Source organism: Shewanella sp. FDAARGOS_354 (genome assembly GCF_002209245.2).
Taxonomy (GTDB): Bacteria; Pseudomonadota; Gammaproteobacteria; order Enterobacterales; family Shewanellaceae; genus Shewanella; species Shewanella xiamenensis.
This window is the reverse complement of sequence record NZ_CP022089.2, coordinates 3,213,581-3,233,322: the sequence shown is the minus strand read 5'-3', so window position 1 is coordinate 3,233,322 and position 19,742 is coordinate 3,213,581. Positions and strand designations below refer to the sequence as shown.

Annotated in this window: 15 protein-coding genes; 4 read left to right on the top strand and 11 right to left on the bottom strand. The window is 47.2% G+C overall.

The genetic code is table 11. The features are described from left to right. Positions 1-663: 663 nt before the first annotated feature. Together CEQ32_RS14535 and CEQ32_RS14530 are read right to left on the bottom strand one after the other, a co-directional pair. On the bottom strand, positions 664-2,304 hold the full coding sequence (locus CEQ32_RS14535) for a hypothetical protein (RefSeq protein WP_088586269.1): 1,641 nt from the start codon (positions 2,302-2,304) through the stop codon (positions 664-666). Between the two features lie 173 nt (positions 2,305-2,477). Next, the gene (locus tag CEQ32_RS14530) at positions 2,478-3,698 is read right to left on the bottom strand and encodes a threonine/serine ThrE exporter family protein (protein ID WP_037413798.1); all 1,221 of its coding nucleotides are present in this window, start codon (positions 3,696-3,698) and stop codon (positions 2,478-2,480) included. Positions 3,699-3,853: 155 nt separating this feature from the next. On the opposite strand from CEQ32_RS14530, the gene CEQ32_RS14525 reads away from it, so the two are divergent. Together CEQ32_RS14525 and CEQ32_RS14520 are read left to right on the top strand one after the other, a co-directional pair. Then, a complete protein-coding gene (locus CEQ32_RS14525) occupies positions 3,854-4,252 on the top strand; it encodes an MAPEG family protein (RefSeq protein WP_088586268.1) in 399 nt (132 codons plus the stop codon). Between the two features lie 212 nt (positions 4,253-4,464). Then, a complete protein-coding gene (locus CEQ32_RS14520) occupies positions 4,465-6,810 on the top strand; it encodes a YgiQ family radical SAM protein (RefSeq protein ID WP_088586267.1) in 2,346 nt (781 codons plus the stop codon). Between the two features lie 203 nt (positions 6,811-7,013). On the opposite strand, the gene CEQ32_RS14515 is transcribed toward CEQ32_RS14520, so the two are convergent. The 4 genes from CEQ32_RS14515 to CEQ32_RS23345 form a co-directional block, all read right to left on the bottom strand. After that, the gene (locus CEQ32_RS14515) at positions 7,014-8,168 is read right to left on the bottom strand and encodes a porin (RefSeq protein ID WP_088586266.1); all 1,155 of its coding nucleotides are present in this window, start codon (positions 8,166-8,168) and stop codon (positions 7,014-7,016) included. A gap of 124 nt (positions 8,169-8,292) precedes the next feature. After that, positions 8,293-9,612: a putrescine-ornithine antiporter gene (gene potE, locus CEQ32_RS14510; RefSeq protein ID WP_037413789.1), complete on the bottom strand. Its 1,320-nt coding sequence runs from the start codon at positions 9,610-9,612 to the stop codon at positions 8,293-8,295. Between the two features lie 84 nt (positions 9,613-9,696). After that, positions 9,697-11,859, bottom strand: a complete 2,163-nt coding sequence (gene speF, locus CEQ32_RS14505) for an ornithine decarboxylase SpeF (RefSeq protein ID WP_088586265.1) — start codon at positions 11,857-11,859, stop codon at positions 9,697-9,699. A gap of 311 nt (positions 11,860-12,170) precedes the next feature. Next, complete coding sequence (locus tag CEQ32_RS23345) at positions 12,171-12,224, bottom strand: hypothetical protein (protein ID WP_367870068.1); 54 nt, start codon at positions 12,222-12,224, stop codon at positions 12,171-12,173. 535 nt (positions 12,225-12,759) lie between these two features. Between CEQ32_RS23345 and CEQ32_RS14495 the strand changes: the two genes are divergently transcribed. Then, complete coding sequence (locus CEQ32_RS14495; RefSeq protein ID WP_047534161.1) at positions 12,760-13,308, top strand: YbhB/YbcL family Raf kinase inhibitor-like protein; 549 nt, start codon at positions 12,760-12,762, stop codon at positions 13,306-13,308. Positions 13,309-13,325: 17 nt separating this feature from the next. After that, complete coding sequence (locus tag CEQ32_RS14490) at positions 13,326-14,084, top strand: helix-turn-helix transcriptional regulator (RefSeq protein ID WP_037413785.1); 759 nt, start codon at positions 13,326-13,328, stop codon at positions 14,082-14,084. Between the two features lie 46 nt (positions 14,085-14,130). Here the strand turns inward: CEQ32_RS14490 and CEQ32_RS14485 are convergent, their stop codons facing one another. From CEQ32_RS14485 to CEQ32_RS14465, 5 genes are all read right to left on the bottom strand, one after another. Continuing rightward, positions 14,131-15,177, bottom strand: a complete 1,047-nt coding sequence (locus tag CEQ32_RS14485) for a porin (RefSeq protein ID WP_037431621.1) — start codon at positions 15,175-15,177, stop codon at positions 14,131-14,133. A gap of 155 nt (positions 15,178-15,332) precedes the next feature. Beyond that, complete coding sequence (locus tag CEQ32_RS14480) at positions 15,333-16,298, bottom strand: formate dehydrogenase subunit gamma (protein WP_037413783.1); 966 nt, start codon at positions 16,296-16,298, stop codon at positions 15,333-15,335. 9 nt (positions 16,299-16,307) lie between these two features. Continuing rightward, positions 16,308-16,940, bottom strand: coding sequence for a molecular chaperone (locus tag CEQ32_RS14475; RefSeq protein WP_088586264.1), 633 nt, complete (start codon positions 16,938-16,940; stop codon positions 16,308-16,310). After that, positions 16,937-17,485, bottom strand: coding sequence for a 4Fe-4S dicluster domain-containing protein (locus CEQ32_RS14470; protein ID WP_037413781.1), 549 nt, complete (start codon positions 17,483-17,485; stop codon positions 16,937-16,939). Before CEQ32_RS14470 ends, CEQ32_RS14475 begins: the two co-directional genes overlap by 4 nt. Positions 17,486-17,496: 11 nt before the next feature. After that, a complete protein-coding gene (locus CEQ32_RS14465; RefSeq protein WP_088586263.1) occupies positions 17,497-19,698 on the bottom strand; it encodes a molybdopterin-dependent oxidoreductase in 2,202 nt (733 codons plus the stop codon). Positions 19,699-19,742: the final 44 nt, after the last annotated feature.

Sequence of the window (19,742 nt, the reverse complement as noted above, 5' to 3'; positions counted from 1 at the left end):
AGCCCTAACAGCAATGTTAGGGCTTTTTCGTCTTTGGAATTTATCTATTTAAATTGTCGCGGAATCCTGTTCTGCAGCATTTATCCCTCTCATTTATTGAGCGCATCACTGTGTGATGTACCATACCAATCGTATTCAATATCTGTTCATTTCGCGGAGTACAAAGCACTTTAGGCAAGGTGAAGGCTTGAAGGCATAATGGGTTCTGCCAAAAGCCTTGAGCGCAGCATAAGCGCTTTACCAAGCAGTAAACATCTGACAGCCTCAAAGGCATCCTGCTTCCTGTGGGATTGACTTAAAATGGAATAACTCTTTCTGCGTTATGCGCCTCGGATTGAAATACTTGTGAGGCTATGAACTGGTGAGATATTTGATGTGGCTGGTTTCAATGGCGAGCTAAATTTAGTGGGATCGGGACAGTGTCAGTGGTTTGCTTAAATGAACTTGAGAATGAAAATACTCGACTAAAAAGCGGTTAAAGGCTGAAGTAATAGCAGAGATGATAATCCAATTTTGTTGATCAATATAAATACCCCTTTAGTGATTAGAAGAATATAGCCTACTTAAAAATCACTAAAAGTGAGCCATAGGGATCGCTCTTATCGGCCAGATTTAAACTGGTTTATAGCGTCTCTAAGGCTAATATTCTGTCAACTAAATAGCTTAAAAGCTTTGTTTGACTAAGAATCGCCATTCCCAACTGTTTACTGAATCGCCCCCCGTGTAAGGTACCGAAAAATCGATATGGGCGACGTTGCCGTAGCTGGATCTAGATGAATAAATCCGCGCGCCAATACCTATGCTACCGAGCGGGCCGTTGACTTCGTTATTGTCGGCTAAGGGGCCACCAGAGGCTTGGCCTACATCCGCAAAGACTGCCCAGCCGAGTTCGGCTAATTGGTATAAGTTGATATTCGGATAATTGCGGATTTCGGCGGTAAATAACCATTGGTTATCCCCTTGTTGATATTCGTTGGGATAACCTCGTACTCCAGTTTCATCCCCAAGTCCTTGAGTTAGATCGAGATAGGTATTATTGGACAGGCTTGCCCAAGCTTTGCCATATGCAATCCATTTTGGATTGATTTGATAGAAGTATTCCGCTTGTACATTAGCCTGAAAAGTATCTTTTTGCGTGGTGCCTAGAGTGCTGGTCGCGCCCATTTCCAGTAACCAAAGATGTTCATCAAATTTATAACCTCTAGTGGTTTGCCATTTAAAGTGGTAACCCACTGGGTTATTGTCGCCGATATCATTGGTTTCAATACCGAGTTGGATATAGTGATGCCATCCTAAGTTAAAGTCTTCATTATTACGGATCAGGTGCACGTTGTTCAGTATCTGAAAATCATCTTGAACATATTCATAGGCAACCCAGGGATACATAAAGTCCCTATCTTGTGGTAACTCTGAGTTAGGATATACCTCTGAATTGGCAAACTCGTGTTTGTCTTGGGTAAAGCCAGCAATAAAGCGAGACAGATTGTCGTTGCTTCTATTGAGTAACCAACCATATTGCAAATTAAGATAATCGACAGTGTGGGCAAACTCGTTCACCTCTTGCCCATTTTGTCTCAAAATATCGGTGCGGCTATCATCTAAAAACTCGGCCGAGTACATGGTCTCAGTATTCAATGAATAGAAAGGCTTGCTCACGTACACATGTTTAGCTTGGCCGTCACTATTATCATAAAATTCAGCGGCGACAATGCCGTGATCGATAAAACTCACGGGTGCCTCAAAGGCAAACTTATAGCCAGTGCGGGATTCGTTAGATTGATACTTTAAGCGGGTGCGAATGCCAGTACCTAGAAGGTTATCTTCTTTTACGCCAAAGGAATAACGAGTGTCTCCTCCTGAGCTGCTAAAGCTGGCCGTTGGCAGTAGCGACCAGTTGTCCCAAGTTTCAATAATAATGGATTCATCTTCGAGGGGAGAATCCGTTTGGGGATCTTTCTCACTTGTATAAACTTTGGCATCACGAATATAGGGTTCGGCGCGCAGTAAACGTTGAGACTCATCGAGATCTTTTTGGGTGACCGTATCGTTTTCGCTAAAGGTAAGCTTATCGCGAACCACATATTCCTTGGTATTTATATGCAGATAGTTTGCCCAGCGGTGGATAAAAAATGCATCGGGATCTGACTCGTCGAAGATCGGGTTGCTCACCACGACAATTTTGCTGACCTTTTTTGGGGCTTCCTCGGGAGGCGTTTTAGGCAAAGCCTCATCCGCTGTGGCTAGGTTGACTAGACCACAGAGGCAACAAGGTAGAATCGATGCATACAGGGTAAACTTCTGCATAAAACCACTCCCGTAAACTGGATGGCGACAGCTTAAGGTTCTGCTGTGCTTTACAATTTAATAACACACGGGATATGACGATTAGTCAAGTAAACATTTTAATAAGATTATGATTTTTCATAAGGTTATTTTAAGAATAGGGCTGGAATTGGCGCCAGCCCTGAGGATGAATGTTATAGCGTACGCCTTGGTGGTACTACGACGTTGGCAAAAATCAGTCCGGCGATAAGCGACATAAAGATCAAAAAGATCTGTGAGCCAATATGGGATTGGTTAAGCATAGTTTCGCCGGAGATCAGCGCGTTCAGCCCTATGTAGGTTTTACTGCCGGGTACTAAGATCACAATGCCTTGCAGCAATGCAATTGAGGCGGGAGCCTTCATCCAACGGGCATAAAGATTGGAGTAAACTCCTACGGCTAGGGCACCGAAAAATATCCCCACCGAATCACCAAAAAAGTGTCCTCCTAACATGGCGGAGAAAAATGCGACAATTCCCGCTAGAACGCCCCAAGGCGAATCTTGCATCCGTGCTTTAAAGATGAACACCAGCGCCATAGAAAGGATGGGCACCGCCGACCAAATCGCCCAGCGAGGCAATCCTTCCGGTTCAATATAAATGGCCTCACCGAAGAAGGCTTTACCAATTGCCATCCCCAACACTGCACCAAAATATAGCTTAAATAACAGCATACTGGCATCCATGATCCGCGCTGTGCCCGAAATCAAATCGCGTGCCGCCAGCTCAGCAAGCCCCAAGGTTAAGGCTAAACCGGGAATAAAGATGATGATGGAGGAGAGGATCACCACCGGAATATTAATATTAGGGTCGATGCGGGCAATGGCGCAGGCGGCAATGGCGCAAACAATCGTCGCGAATGGCTCTAACACTTCTGCCATGCGAGTCGAGCGCTCGGCGCGGTATACAAAGCCATAGACTAGCAAGCCTAACAAACCAGACCAAAAAACATCGTTCCACCCTGTGCCCATCAACATGGCAAATGCCGCTGCTGAGGTGCCGAAGGAAAAACAAGTTAGTGCTGGGCCGTAGGGGTTGGGTTTGTTGGCAATTTCCTCTAGCCTGTCTAAGGCTTCGGTGAGCGTGCGTTTACCTGAGGTGAGTTCATCCACCAGTTCATCGGTGCGGGCGAGAGAACCTAAATCCAACTCGCCGGGTTTTACCCGCGCAACATGGTTATATTCTTGATCGGTATCGTGTTGTAATACGAAGGTCATGGAGGTCGGCGAGATTAAAAAATAACCTTCGATTCCGAGCGTCCGAGAAACGGTTTGTAAATGGGTTTCAAGACGGTAAGCGGGTGTGCCAAACTTATGTAAAGCCTTACCTAGCTTAATGATAAATTTACGCTTTTCGAGAAACTGTTCGTTATCCAATCGGGCTATTCGCTGTATAAAAAGTTGTAAGAGATTGCGCGCGCATATTAACCTATCTCGTCACTAAAAGGTTAATGGCTTTTAACCTTAATGCAAATAAATTGCTGAATTTTTGCGGTATATACCGTGCTTATGTTAATTAAAAGGGAGTTGCTATGCCATTAATCGTAACAGGGTTTTACGCGAGCCTGACTGGGTTGTTAATCATTGCTTTAGCGTATCGAGTCGTGAAATTAAGACGAAGCCAAAAAATCGGTCTCGGTGACGGCGGTAACGATGCTTTAGCACTGGCGAACAGGGTGCACGCAAATCTAATTGAGAATGCGCCCATCGTATTGATTTTAATGCTAGTGGCCGAGGCGGGTGGCTTAGCGCATTTCTATTTGCATTGCTTTGGTACTGTATGGATTGTAGCGCGTTTACTCCATGCTATTGGCTTAACTCAGGGGAAAGGCGGTTATCATTTCGGCCGTTTTTGGGGCGTGTTGCTCACTTGGTTGGTGACTATCAGCCTAGCCCTAGTCAATTTAGCGCATTTTGCCCAAAGTCTGTAACTGCTGGGATAGGGTAATGGCCGTCTAAGCCATATCCTTAGCCACTTTAGGGGTATTAAGCGCATTGGCGTAAATACCCCGAAAAACACCTCGGCTGCTGTTTTTTTAATCGCACTTATCCCTGTTTGCCTGCTATACTCCGCGTCCCTAAATCGGTGCGGCTTGCTTTTGTCTGCACCTTTGTTTGACATTACGTTTTTGGGTCAAAATCGATGCAAGTTGAATCCACACTGTTTAGCCATCCCAAGTATTGGGCCGAATGTTTTGGCACAGCGCCTTTCTTACCTATGTCCCGCAAGGAGATGGAGAAATTAGGCTGGGACAGCTGTGACATTATTATCGTCACTGGCGATGCCTATGTGGATCACCCAAGCTTTGGCATGGCGGTCATTGGCCGGATGTTAGAAGCCCAAGGCTACCGCGTTGGGATTATTTCTCAGCCCGATTGGTCGAGCAAAGATGCCTTTATGCAGCTAGGGCGCCCGAATCTGTTTTTTGGCGTTACCGCTGGCAATATGGATTCGATGATCAACCGTTACACCGCCGATCGCCGTATTCGCAGTGATGATGCCTATACTCCCGGTGATGTGGGCGGTAAGCGCCCCGACCGCGCAGTCACGGTTTATACCCAACGTTGTAAAGAAGCCTTTAAAGATGTGCCAGTGATCATTGGCGGCATCGAGGCGAGTCTGCGCCGTATTGCGCACTACGATTATTGGTCGGACAAAGTCCGTCGCAGCGTGATTTTCGATGCTAAGGCCGATATCTTAATGTACGGCAACGCCGAACGCCCGCTGGTTGAGGTGGCACGCCGTTTAGCGGCGGGTGAAGCCATTGCGGATATCCAAGATGTGCGCGGTACAGCGGTGATCCGTAAAGAACCTATGCCCGAGTGGCGTGGGATGGATTCTCGCAAGATCGATCAGCTGCATAAGATCGATCCTATCCCGAACCCCTATGGCGCCGACGATGTGGGCTGCGCCAATTTATCTGGCCCATCGGATGTTAAAATTTTCGATAACGATGCGCCAAAGCCTATCAGTGTGCAGCCGCCACGCCCTAAGCCATGGGATAAAACCTATGTGCTGCTGCCTGCCTTTGAAAAGGTGTCTGAAGACAAATACTTATACGCCCATGCTTCGCGGATTTTGCACCAAGAGCAAAACCCGGGTTGTGCGCGGGCGTTGTTCCAGCCCCACGGTGACCGTGGCGTGTGGGTGAACCCGCCAGCTTGGCCACTCAATACCGACGAAATGGATGCCGTGTTCGATTTACCCTATAAACGGGTGCCGCATCCTGCCTACGGTAAGGAAAAAATCCCCGCCTATGACATGATCAAAACCTCGATCAACATCATGCGCGGTTGCTTTGGCGGCTGTTCATTCTGCTCGATTACCGAGCATGAAGGCCGGATTATCCAGAGCCGTTCACAAGAATCGATTATCAAAGAAATCAAAGATATTCAGGATAAGGTTCCCGGTTTTACTGGGGTGATTTCCGACTTAGGCGGCCCCACTGCCAACATGTATCGCCTCGGCTGTACCAGCGAAAAAGCGGAGAAAACCTGTCGCCGTTTATCCTGTGTGTATCCATCGATTTGCGGCCATTTAGGCACAGACCATAAACATACCATCGACTTGTACCGCGCTGCTCGCGCTGTGCCCGGCATTAAGAAAATCTTGATTGCTTCGGGCGTGCGTTACGACTTAGCGATTGAAGATCCTGCCTATGTCAAAGAGTTGGTCCAGCACCATGTGGGCGGCTACTTAAAAATCGCCCCTGAGCATACCGAAGAAGGGCCGCTCAGCAAGATGATGAAACCCGGCATGGGCGCCTATGATAAGTTTAAAGAGCTGTTTGATAAGTTTTCTAAGGAAGCGGGTAAAGAGCAGTTCCTGATCCCTTATTTTATTTCGGCGCATCCGGGCACGACCGACGAGGATATGCTCAACCTCGCGCTCTGGCTGAAGGAGCGTAAGTTTAAGCTCGACCAAGTACAAAACTTCTATCCATCGCCAATGGCAAACGCGACGACCATTTATCACACTGAGTTGAACTCGTTGAAAAACGTGAAGCACAGCAGTGAAGTAGTGCCAGTGCCGAAGAAGGGCCGCCAACGCCGCCTGCATAAGGCGCTGCTGCGTTACCACGACCCAGCAGGTTGGCCAATTATCCGTGAAGGCTTGATTGCCATGGGACGTGAAGATTTGATTGGTAACAGTCCAAATCACCTCGTTCCACCAGAAGGGCGCAACGAACGTGGCCCTAAATGGATGAAGGATGCCAACCAAGGGCAAAAAGCCCTGACACGCTTCTCGGGTAATCAGTTTGATGAGCGTAAAGGCAAAGGCGATGCCAAGGGCAAACCGAGCGCAAGCAAGCCTAAGGGACCAAAGTCTGGGGCGAATGCGGCGCAAGGTCAGCAGCCTAAAACCAGCCGTCCGGGAGCTAAGGCGCCTTTTGGTCAGTCGGGCTTTAAGGGAAAATCAGAGCAGGGTAAGGCTGGCCACCAAGGTCGCGGAAACAAAGCCTCTTCAGGCCGTCAGCACGCCAAGTAACGGTGAAAAAAAGCCACTCCAGTAAACCTATTTGGAGTGGCGCAGAGATGATAGTAAACCAGCGGTACCATCCAATGAGTGTGTGGCGAGCGTTTGTAGACGGAACGTGCGCCGCACCTCGGTCTCAAATGGGCCCACGGATATGAGGAACGTGAGCCACTATCCCTCAATGTACGGGAGAGCCTGATGAAGACTTTCCATTCCTAAAAGAAGTAGTTAATCCCTACCGCAAAGCCATTATCTTCCTGCGCTTCGAGTGCTGGATCATCCATATTGCTGAAATCTAACTTCATTTCGGCAAACATCACAGTGTCGTTACTGTAACGGTAGTGCAGGCCAAGCATGGCGAATTGGCGGGTCCATTTGCCTTGGATGGGCGTACTGGCATCTGTATCTAAGTCCAAATAGCTGAGGACAATCATAGGCACAAAGCCATTATCGAATTGATAGGCCGTCATCAGCTCAGCGCCAGTAGCGTCGTAGAGTTCGCCGCCGACTAGCTCATTGTTCTTACTCTGATGGGCGTTAAAGCCGACGTAGAGACCGCTGGCTTCGCGGTTATCGGCGTAGTGATAGTAATCACCATACATGGCGCCGATACCGACGATTTCGTTGGTTTCATCGACTTGAGTGTTTCCTAGGTGACCTTCAAAGTCGCCACGGTTAACGCCGGCGAGCAGTTTAAATTTGTTGGTGAGTGAGTAGGTTAGGCTAGCGCCGTAACTGCTATCGAAATTAAGCTCAGAGTTAGCCATTTCGCTGCCGTCATCGTTTTTTAAGGTGACATCACCATTGGTTTTGGCGGCGTATTGTAGGGCGATTTGCACTGGGCCAAAGCTATTGCGGTAGATAAACGCGGAGTCGGCACGGCCAGTTCCGGTTAAACCGCCATCGCTAAAGGCATAGGCACCGACACTATATCCGGCGAAGACGTTCGGTAAGTCCGTTGTGCCTGCGACATCGTAGTAAGCGCCCCATTGCTTACCAAAGCTGAGGCTACCCCATTCATCGTGTGACATACCGACATAGCCTAAGCGGTTGTAGAGGAAGTCTTCGGTTTTTTCGGCGGCCAATTTGCCACCTTGCATCACTAAACTGTCATCGCTAGACACCATGTTGATGCCCCATTCCGTGGTGGCAAAGGCGGTCCAGCCATTTCTCTCGCTGCGTTCAAAGCTAAATCGTACTCGGGAGGAGTCATCGATTACTGAGGTATCGTGGCTGTCGTTGAGTGCCGCGAAGCCTAACCAACCGCTTAAATCTAATGAATTTTTTTGATCGTTATAGAGTTCAATCGCTTGGCTGCTGGTGGCCACCAACAGCATAGGTAGCATTAACGCTATGCAGGTTTTATTCATCATTCCACCGAAATTAGGCAAGTTTTGTCTGGGGACCTTAGGCGCAGTGGCTTAAGGTCCCTAAAGACGGATTGCTGTTAAGTTTCTTATTTATTAAGGGATTAGACTCGCAGGTGCATTGTGCTCACGCCGCTTTGATCCCAACGCTTGGGGTTTTATTTGAAATCACCCCGTAGATGGTCCAACCGAAGAAGGTCGCGATAGCACCTAACATCACAGCAGTTTCACCAGAGCTATAGAGGGCGTAAAAGCTATACAGAGCACCGATAATCGCAATCACGTTGGCGACACGGGCTTTGTTCGCTGGCACCTTGAGTTGTTTTTGCATCACACCTAGCGCTGCCATCGACAGGATATAAGGCACAATGTTAGTTACCACCGCAAGGTTAACGAGCGCTTCAAACTGTTTGCTCAGTGATGGACTGATAGTCATCAAAGACAGCAGGGTTTGAATCGAAACGATGATGGTCATCCCCCAAATTGGCGCATCTGCTTTGCTGACTTTAGCGAACACTTTAGGGAAGAAACCTTCATCGGCAGAGGCTTTAAACACTTGCGCGATAGTGAACTGCCAACCGAGCAATGAACCTGTACAGGAGATAATGGCGCAGGCCATGACGATTTTACCCACAACAGGGTTAAACATTTGCGCGAAGGCTAAACCAAAAGGTGCGTTTGAATTAGCAAGTTCGGCGTTAGGCACAATCCCAGCTATCACGTTGGTGGAAACGATATAGATAAGCGCCGCTCCTAAGGTTCCGCCCATTACGGCGATAGGAACGTTTTTCTCTGGGTTATCAACGGCCTCTGAGTTAGCACAAGCCGATTCTAAGCCAAGGAATGCCCATAAGGTCATCGCGATAGAACCGCCTAAGGCTTTGAAGAACGGCATATCATGTGGGTTCCATGCGCCTTTATAGAGGTCGATGTCGAACCAGAACCAACCGACTAACGACACGCCAATCACTGGCAGAATAATCCCCCATACGGTCACGCTGCTCACGCGGCCCGTAATGCGAGCACCACCAAAGTTTGCGACTGTGGCTAACCAAAGCACGCCAATGGTGGCAAGACAGATAGCCATTGGGCTTAAGTTCACTTCGAGTAGCACCGCGGCATAACCCACGGCGGAGATAGCGATGGCGACGTTAGCGATAAGTAGCGAAACCGCATAGGTGTAGTTCGCCATAAAGTTACCGCTGCGGCCAAAGGCATATTCGGCATAACCGCCCATACCACCAGTTTTTTTACTGAACATCCCGCATTTTGCAAACGCAAAGGCCAGCGCGGTTGAGCCTGCGGCGGTCACAAGCCAAGAAAGCACAGAGATAGTACCGACTTGGGCTAATTGGGTGGGCAGCATGATAATCCCAGAGCCCATCATATTAACTATGGTGATAATCGTTAATTGGACAACGCCAATTTTATTTTCTGATTTACTCATAATAATGACCTAATAATATAATTCATTATAGAAGGTTGAAATTGACTGTAGAGCGGGGTTAATTAACTCTACAGTCAGATTCAATTATTTATTTAATACATAACCTAGGGCTTGGATTTTTCCGTCTGGGGTGCTTTCGAGGTAAACACCTTGTAATTCTGGAGAGAATCCGGGTAATAAATTGATGCCTTCTTCAAGGGCTAGGAAATAACGTTGTACTGCGCCACCCCATATTTCACCTGGCACCATACATAATACCCCTGGTGGATATGGCAGGGCGCCTTCTGCGGCAATTCGCCCTTCGATTTGTGACAGTGGCACTAATTCAACATTGCCGCGAATAAACTCGAGGTTAGCTTCCTGTGGGTCCATTACTTTTGTTGGGAAGTGAGCATGGCGGAACATTTCTTTTTGCAATTGTTTTACGTCATGGCTGACATAAAGGTTGTGCATTTCTTGGCAGAGTTGACGAATGGTATAGTCTTTATAACGAGCTTTATTGGCGTTATAGACGTTTGGCAATACTTCCGATAATGGCGCATCTTCATCGACTAATTTCTCGAAGCGAGATATTTGCGACACTAAGTGCTGCATTTTTGCCATATCTTCTGCAGGTGTCATCAAGAATAAAATCGAATTTAAGTCGCACTTCTCGGGAATAATATTATTTTCACGTAAGAAGTTAGCCAAAATCGTCGCGGGAATACCAAACTCAGTATATTTACCGGTTTCGGCATCAATACCTGGCGTAGTTAATAGGAATTTACAAGGATCAACGAAATATTGGCCTTTTTCATAGCCCTCGAAGGAGTGCCATTTTTGTCCGGGTTCAAACTCAAAGAAACGTAAATCATCGGCCATTAGTTCAGTTTGATAATCCTGCCATGGGCGCCCCTCGATCATACTTGGGATAAATGGCTTGATATATTTACATTTTTTCAGCAGTAACTTGCGCGCTTCGATACCGGCTTTTACCGCTTCACGCCACAGATAACGGCCGCTGGCGCCTTCGTGCATCTTAGCGTTCACATCCAATGCCGCAAACAGCGGGTAGAAGGGGCTGGTAGAGGCATGCATCATAAAGGCGTTGTTGAAACGTTTATGGTTGCAATATCTGGCTTGGCCTTTGATATGTTTATCTTTTTTGTGAATTTGCGAGGTTTGTGAGAAACCTGCTTGCTGTTTATGTACTGACTGAGTCACGATAATACCGGGATCGTCAGGTGTCAGTTCCAGCAGCAGTGGCGAGCAGTCGTTCATCATAGGAATAAACTGTTCATAGCCAACCCAAGCCGAGTCAAACAGGATGTAATCACATAGATGACCTATACGATCAACCACTTGGCGAGCGTTGTAGATAGTGCCATCGTAGGTGCCCAGCTGGATAATGGCTAAACGGAATGGACGTTGTTCATCGGCACGCTCAGGCGCAACGGCGCGGATCTGCTCCCTTAAATAAGACTCTTGGAAACAGTGGGCGTCGATACCGCCAATAAAACCGAAGGGGTTACGGGCGGTTTCCAAATAAATCGGTGTTGCGCCCGCTTGAATTAACGCGCCATGGTGGTTGGATTTATGGTTGTTACGGTCGAATAATACCAAGTCACCCTTCGCCAGCAGTGCGTTGGTCGCCACTTTGTTTGAAGAAGAAGTGCCGTTAAGCACAAAGTAGGTTTTATCGGCGTTAAATACCTTCGCCGCGTATTTTTGTGCATCCAGCGGCGCACCTTCGTGGATTAACAGATCGCCGAGTTTAACGTCGGCATTACACATATCTGAGCGGAAAATGGTTTCGCCAAAGAAATCGAAAAATTGACGACCCACAGGATGTTTACGGAAAAATTGACCACCCTGATGTCCTGGGCAAGCAAAGGTAGAGTTACCCATTTCCACGTATTTTTTCAGTGTGCCAAAGAAAGGTGGTAGTAGGGCTTGCTCATATTTTTGGACGGCGGTTTCGACCTGTTTTCCATAGAAATCGGTATTGTTACCGCAGAGTTCAAATACCCCGGTAATCGAGGAGCAAATATCATCTGGGAAGGTTTCTTCACAGCAAACGGATACGAAAATAGGCAGTTTTAATCCGGTATTTTTAATTTTTTCAACAATACCATTTTTAACATCATCAACAGAAACTACAGCCGCGCCCACATCGCAAAAATCTGTGGTTAATACATTGACAACTTCTCTGTCTATTTCAAAACATGATCTAACAGATAAGCTGGCGGCAACTTTTAATGATTTCATCGTTAATTTCCCTTTTACTTTAAAAAGTTTTGGATACAACTTGGCCTATACCTAATTAAAAATATTAATGGTATTAAATTAGATATGGCTATTCCGTGTGCAGATATGATGAAGCTATAAGTCGTCCAAGAATAAATAGATAGATTTATTCAAAATGAATGACTTAGCCGCAGCGTTACTGCACGAGCAAAAGAATGCTTTGATTTAGGTGCGAGATAATAAACCTGAAAAAAAACAGTACGATAAGTGTATGCGCTTACGAGGGCAATACCACTTTAGACCTGTTAATTGGTCTACTACCTACGCGAAGATTAGCGAAGGAAGATAAATGAATGGTCGAAGTAATCACGTTGGCTAGGCATCATGATATGTCTAGTACGTCGGATATGTGCCATGATTTTAGATTTCCTCTTCATATACAACTCCATTATGAAATTCGAGAAAATTATTAATTCGTTTTATTACGGCATGGAGTTTATCTAGGTGTTGCCAATAAAAATATGATCGGTGTCTTATTTTTAATTAACTGTAATTATTTATTGCAATAAGTTTTATCTGTGTAATTACAGTCAATCATCCTTAAGTATCATTATCTAAATAACGAAAGTAAATATTGTCAGTTTATTTTTAAAATTAAAAATGCATAAATTTATAAATAATAAATATCTAATTACGCGCAAACTACAGTATTAATTTGCTTGGTAATTTATAGAGTACGCCATCCCTGCATAAAAATGCAGATTAAGTCTTTACAAAATCACTTGAGTGCTTAAATATGACAAAAAGTCGACACTTTTTCTCAATTTTGAGCATTTAGGGAAGAAAATTGGCGTTTTGAGGCAGGTTTGCCACTTAAGACTGACGTAAATTAGCGGTGTTACGTATCAATTGGAGATTGTGATGAAGCATTTACATAAGTGGATAGTCGGAATTGGATTATTTACCGCAGTATTAGGGTCGGTGCAGGCCATGACCTTATCGAGCAAAGATATTAGTGAAGGTCAGCAATTATCTAATCAATTTGTTTTTAATGGGTTTGGCTGTACAGGCGCAAATATTTCGCCCCAACTTGCTTGGCGCGATGCCCCTGAAGGCACGAAAGCCTATGCGGTGACGGCGTATGATCCCGATGCACCGACGGGCAGCGGCTGGTGGCATTGGGCAGTTTATAATATTGGTGGCGATCAACAGCAATTAGCGCAAGGTGCGGGTTCTAAAGCCAATGCATTACCTAAAGGGGCGATTGCGCTAAAGAACGATTTTGGCACCACCGACTTTGGTGGCGCCTGTCCACCACAGGGGCACGGCATGCACCGATATGAATTTACAGTGTGGGCGCTACCGTCGCCATTAGAGTTACCTAAGGATGCCTCACCCGCGCTGTTAGGCTTTATGCTCAATGCACAAGCTTTAGGGCACGCTAAGCTGACCGCAGTGTATCACCGCTGATATTACAGGGCTGATGTATGATCCGCATGTTTGAATACGACTCGAAACAGGCGCAGTCACTCTCACGGGTGCCTGTGCATCAGCCCTCGATTATTAGAGTGATCCAAGGGGAAAAGTCGTTGCTTTGGCAAGATGATACCCTCGCCGTGAATGCGGAACAGCTATTATTGTTACCCGCCGGAAGCCATATCAGTTTCGTCAATCGGCCGATGAGCGGACGTTACCGAGCGGTGCAACTCGTCTTGCCCTATGAGTTGCCCTCAGGCGTTACGCTGGCGGCAACCGATAGGATGATGCCAAAGCCTACACAAACGATCTCACGCTCGGTCGATTTTGCCTGGAATGCGTTACTGCATAGCCTGACCTTGGCGCTGCCCACATCGGTGCAGATGCATTATTTAGCCGCATTATTGTTAAGTTTGCCGCAGCAAAGTAGTGTGAATTGGCTTTATGGGCATAAGCAATCGAGTGTCACCCAAGCCGTATTGGCAATACTGAGTCAACATCCTTCGGCCCCGTGGCAGCAAGAGGAAATCGCCGACAAGTTGCATATGAGCAGTGCCAGTTTAAGACGTAAACTGGCGCAGGAAGACACTAGCTTTAGGCAATTACTTGCCGAAGTGCGCTTGTGCCAGGGTTTAGCACTATTGCAAAACTCTAGCGATTCAGTTTTACAAGTCGCATTGTCTTGCGGGTACTTGTCAGCAGAAAAATTTTCGGCACGCTTTAAACAAACCTTCGGCCTAACACCCGCCGCGTATCGCCGCACCTTATGAACAATCTGCGCAGTTGAGTGGAGTGCCATCCTTGGCTGGGTTTGGGTTAACCTTTCCAGTTTAAATCGAAGTCGTAGCGAACCCCGATAGCGATACTGTTATCTGTATCTCGGTTGTCATTGTCTTGATATAAGTATTCTGCATGTAGGCGCACATTGGCGCTGGGATTCCACTCTATTGTGGTATTAACGCCTTGATAGTTAAGACTGCTTGAGTCGTTTATCCCATCGTCGAATCGGAAGTAACCCAGCTTAAGCTTATAGTCCTGGCCGAGTGGAAGGGCGAGTGCACTATCGAGGCTATAGCCCTCTCGGTCTTCGCCTTGATTGAGTTGGTAGTCCTTATATTGATAGGCAACGGCAAGATAGACACCATTGGTAAAGCTATAAGCCATTGCAAAGCCAGTAGTATTTTCTTTGCCAGTATTAAGATTGGACTCGAAAGTATCCTGCTCTAGGTAACTTAGGCCTAGGTGCAACTGCTGCCAGTCGAAGCCAAGCCCTGCGTTCAGCATATCGGCACCACTGTTGGCCTCTTCGCTCTTAAATTGCGCGGAACCCATAAGGGTAAAATAGCCGATTTTTGTTTGATAGAGCGCGAGATTATCCGTAAAGAAAGGACTCTCCTGATTGTAGGCGAAAGGTGAGTTGGCATTATTGAAGATGTCAGTATATTCGGCGACTAGGCTATATTGTACGGGGCGTTGACGGCCGAGAGTGAATTGTCCCCAAGGAGAGCTTACGCCCGCAAAAGCTAAGCGTGCATCACCAAAGCTACCATCACCGTTCAGGTTTATTTTCCATTCCCCTTGTGCCAGCAGTGCCCAGCCGGGAGCGAATTCAGTTTTACCTTTAATCCCTATACGTGAGAGCGCATCTCCAACATCCCAATCGTCGCTCAAACGACTATCGCTGTAGACTAGCGTCGGTCTCAGTGAGCCGTAGAGGCTAAGTTCGGTATTTTGCAGTTGAGTTGTTTGTTGCTGTTCTAAGTGTTGTAGGCGGCGATCGAGTTGCTCCCAATCACGATTTTCTGCGGCCATAGTGGCAAAAGGCAGCGTGAGACCGAGTAGCAGTAGTGAGGTTTTATTCATAATTTCCCCTTATTTTAGGGTGTAACGGTTTTTTAAGATGCAACTAGCCCTGACCTTAAAGATCGCGGACATGGGTGTGGGTGATTCCCCCCGAATGGGGGGATACTGGCGTTATTGACTCACTTGGAGTTGCAGTGACCCCGAGTCGTCAGCTTTTACTTGCTTTTAGGTAACTTCTGGAACCAGAGATTGTGGTGTTGCTTAGCCCAGTTCTCATCGCATTGTCCCGTGAGCATGCATTCCATACCGCCTTCAGAAATCACTGTCGCCATATAGATATGTACGACGGTAAATGCCCCTAGCACGAAAGCGCTCACGAGATGCAGGATTAAGGCGAGATTGGCGCCATCTTTGGTTGCGACCAAGCTTGGGAACATCAAGACCACACCGGAGCCAATCATCAGAGCGCCAAACAGGGCAAAACACCAGAACCAGAGTTTTTCGCCTGCGTTAGCAAAGCCTGCATCAGGGTGCTTACCTTTGAACGAGCCGAAGTTGAGGTAGCCGCCGAGCGCCTTAAACCAACCTAAGTCGCAGGCTTCAGGGAGTTGTTTGTTGGCCCATTTCACCACCATTACTAACCAACCTAATATAAAGGGAAAGGCCATAAGGTTATGAATGGCTACAGAGCTACCGATAAAACCGATCCAACGTTCTGCTCCCATATTCGGTTCTAACCAAAAACGGCCTGCGATCATCGCTAGTCCGGTGCCGATCAGCAGTAGGCAAGCAATTGCGCCTATCCAGTGGAACAATATATCCATTCCACTCCAGCGGTTGACTTTATGGCCAGAGAAACCTTGAGTCAGTTTTGCCTTGCCATTGATTAAAACAAACAGGGCTAAGACGAAAAACATCCCAAAGAAACTGTAGGTCAGTAGATCGGCCCACCAAGTCGCAGGAGCGAGCGTTTCGAGATAGCCTTGATTGACTTGGGCCAAGGGCGCAGGAAACTCAGGCTGTAGTGGCATTCCACGAAGTTCAGGAATATCCCCTTGAACGGCGATTTCCTGTATAGGTTGCCATTGTTGAGGTTGGGGCATTAACGTTTCGCTCGCCAGTAGCGGTAAGCTGTAAATGCCAGCAGTAAGACTAGTGATAACAGTGATTAATCTTTTCATATTATATCCTTAAGCATCGAGTCGAGGCTTTTCAGATGGGGCATGGGCCCCTGCAATATTTAATCTGTTCGCCAAAAAGTCGGCTAGCGCCTTGGCATAGCAGTCCCAAAACTTGAGCTGAGCATGGCGTGACATTCCGTCTGTGAAATATTCAAACCAAGTACCGAGATGTTGTTGTAAAAAACACTGCGCCATCTGGTTCAACTCATTGGCTACTGTAGGGTTGGTATTGCTATGGTGGTGACGTAGGGCTTCGGCACAGAAGAGAAACTCCATTTCATTGCCAATATAATCAGCAGGTTCATTGAGTTTGTTATCTATAACTAAGCCCAGTTTTTGGTAAAACGTCGCCACAGCGCTAGTGTTGTCGGTGTTGAGTTGCCTTCCCCCATCGCGATACACAGACTCGTAAGGGGGAACTAACAAGCGTGTCGGTCCGATACACATGCGGTTATAGTCACATTCGAGCTCTATCGGCTCAGTCAACCATTTACGAGCCTCCTGCAACAGCATGGGATATTGCTGGTTATGCTCTAACCAAGTGATCAGCAGTTGCAAGGTTTCGGGAGAGGAAGGAGTAAACAACATTCCCTTGAACGCCTGATAACCTGCCGCTACTGGACCAAAATCCGTTGATGTCATAGCCGCTCCTTAACAATGACCATGTTAGGTTTGGTGACGCAGTTACCGTAACCAATCCCTTGCTTAGAGACTGAAGGTTTTTGAGCGAGTAGCTGATTGATACGGTCGGTATCGAGACATTTTACGGGGCAGCCATCGACGCACGCTGGCTTAAGACCTTGGTCGATCAGTTCAATGCACATATTGCATTTAGCGGCTTTACCATCAGTTTTAAGCATGACGACGGCATCGTAAGGGCAGGCGCTGACACACAGGCCACAACCTGTGCACTTGTCGCGGTTGAGTACGACGAGCCCGTCACTACGTACGGTATATGCTTGGGCAGGGCAAGCAATTAAGCAGGCTGGATTACCACAGTGCATACAGGAGTGGCTTAGCCATACGTCTATTGCACCGTCATCGCGCGGCACTTCGTATCTGTCAACTTTACGAAAGCGTACGTCTTCTGGGAGTTCATTGTGGATTTGGCAGGCAATGGTGCAGGCTTGGCAGCCAACACAGTTTTCTTGTCTGAAGACGAATCCGAGTTGATGTTTATTTTCCATGGGGTTCTCCATCAGGCTTTAGCCAAAGACACGCGGGTTGAATGGTAGGCAGAGCAACCACCCATGTCGGTCAATCTGTCTGTCGTCAATGAGTTAGTGCAACCCTCAGTGCCGTTAGGATTGAGTCTGAGCCAATTACATTTAGGGCTCATCAAGGTCCCTTGAGGTACGCCACTGGTTATCATGGCGACAAACTTGGCCTCACCGCGGTGATTACTGAGTTGAACTCTGTCGTTGTTTTTGATGCCGTAGGTTTTTGCATCTTCAGGATTGATTTTTACGTAGTAGGCGGGAATGGCACGAATGTATTTTACATTGTAGAAGGAGCTATTGACCCGCTGTGGAACACCTGATGAGAGTAGGCGGAAGGGAAGTGCTTTTTCTTTGGCTTCCATCTCATCTTCGGGTAAACCCCAATCGAGTACAGGGTGAAAACCTGCATCGGCCATGAGCTGAGAACTAAATTCAATCTTGCCACTTGGCGTATCGTATTTACCATCGGCGAGTACAGGCTGGGGAATGTCTAACTTGATGTATTTTTCCTTCATCAACCGCTCGTAACTGACGCCTTTATAGTAAGGCGAATCGTTCGTTAACAGCTCGCGAATGATGTCATCATTACTGGCTTTGAAGGCGGGGTCTTCAAATCCCATGGCTTGGCCTAATTCACGGAAGAAGGTCCAGTTGCATTTAGATTCTCCCAGCGGTTCAATGACTTTCTGACAGACCTGCACATAGTAGCCATGGTAGTCGCCGACGATATCATCGGTTTCAAATTGGCTGGCCGCAGGCAGGATAATATCGCAGTATTGCAGTGAGTCCGTCATGACCATGTCATGGCCGACCACAAACAGATCTTCCCGTTTCATCCCTTCGATAACGGCATTGGTATCCGGTGCCACAACGACAGGGTTACCGTTATAGATAATCATGCCGTGAATCGGTTTACTCGGTTTGTCATGGCTGGTGGGATGTGTAGGATGAAGCGCCTTGGCAAGCTCAGTCATATTAATCCGCTGCGCATCAGGATTGGAGCGCATATATTTACCGCTCGCTTGATACTGATTCAGTCCGCCACCTGCATGAACGTTATCGTAGATTAACCCGTTACCACGCTTACCAAAGTTCCCTGTAACGGCGAGCAACATAGCCACAGCGCGGGACATGCGGGCACCGTTAAAGTTACGTTGGAAACCATAGCCCATACGCAACATGGTTTTTTCGTTTTCGCCTAGCACCTTGGCAAATTCAAACATTTTTGCCCGAGGAACCCCTGTGATCTTCTCTATTTCGTCGTAACTGATCTCGTTCAAGCGTTGCAATAAGGCGTCGTAGCCAATGGTTTGCTCTGCGATAAACTTATGTTCGACAAGATCTTTCTCTACAAGATATTTCATTATGCCCGCGCAGAGTTGCACATCTGTGCTGGGGCGAGGTTGTAGGTAAATATCTGCCTGTGAACATAAAGGGGTTCGCTGTGGATTGACGGCTAACAGCTTGGTGCCGCGGTCACGGGCTTGGTTAATGAGTTTGATAGCAATAGTGTTAGAAACAACTTCATCATGTCCCCAGGTGAGGTACACATCGCTGAGTAAGATATCCTCAGGATCTGGGCCGAGGAAGGTGCCATACAAGGATTCGAGCCCATCATAGGCGGCATAGGTACAGACTTTACGTTCAAGAATAGAGGAGCCGATACGGTTCCAGAAACGCTCACCGGAAGCGGACATACCAATGGCGCCATAATTACCAGAATAGCTATAGGGAAGAATGGCCTCTGAACCGTGCTCTGCAATGATCTGCTTGAAACGACTAGATATTTTACTATAGGCTTCATCCCAACTAATACGGCGCCATTTACCTTCGCCTTTGTTACCAACACGCTCCATTGGATGTAAGATCCGGTCGGCGGCATAGGTATACTGAACGTAGCTTTGACCTTTCAAGCAGGGAGCTAAACCTGTTTTAGCTTGTTCTTCTGCCCCGGATACATAGGTCATGCGACCATCTTGCACTCTAAACTTAAGTAAACATCGGGCTGCACAGTTGCGTAAACAACTATGATAAACAACATCTCCATTTCGTTTTGCCAATAGACCTGTATTGGCGCCTTGTTGCTTGGCATGTGCTATGCCGGGGGTTAAGCCTGACAGGGAGGACAGCACAGCGCTTGCTGCAGCTCCTTGTAAAAACGTGCGTCTATCGATTTTCATCGTCATCACCCACCATGATTTGAACCTTAGGTTCGTTTTGATTA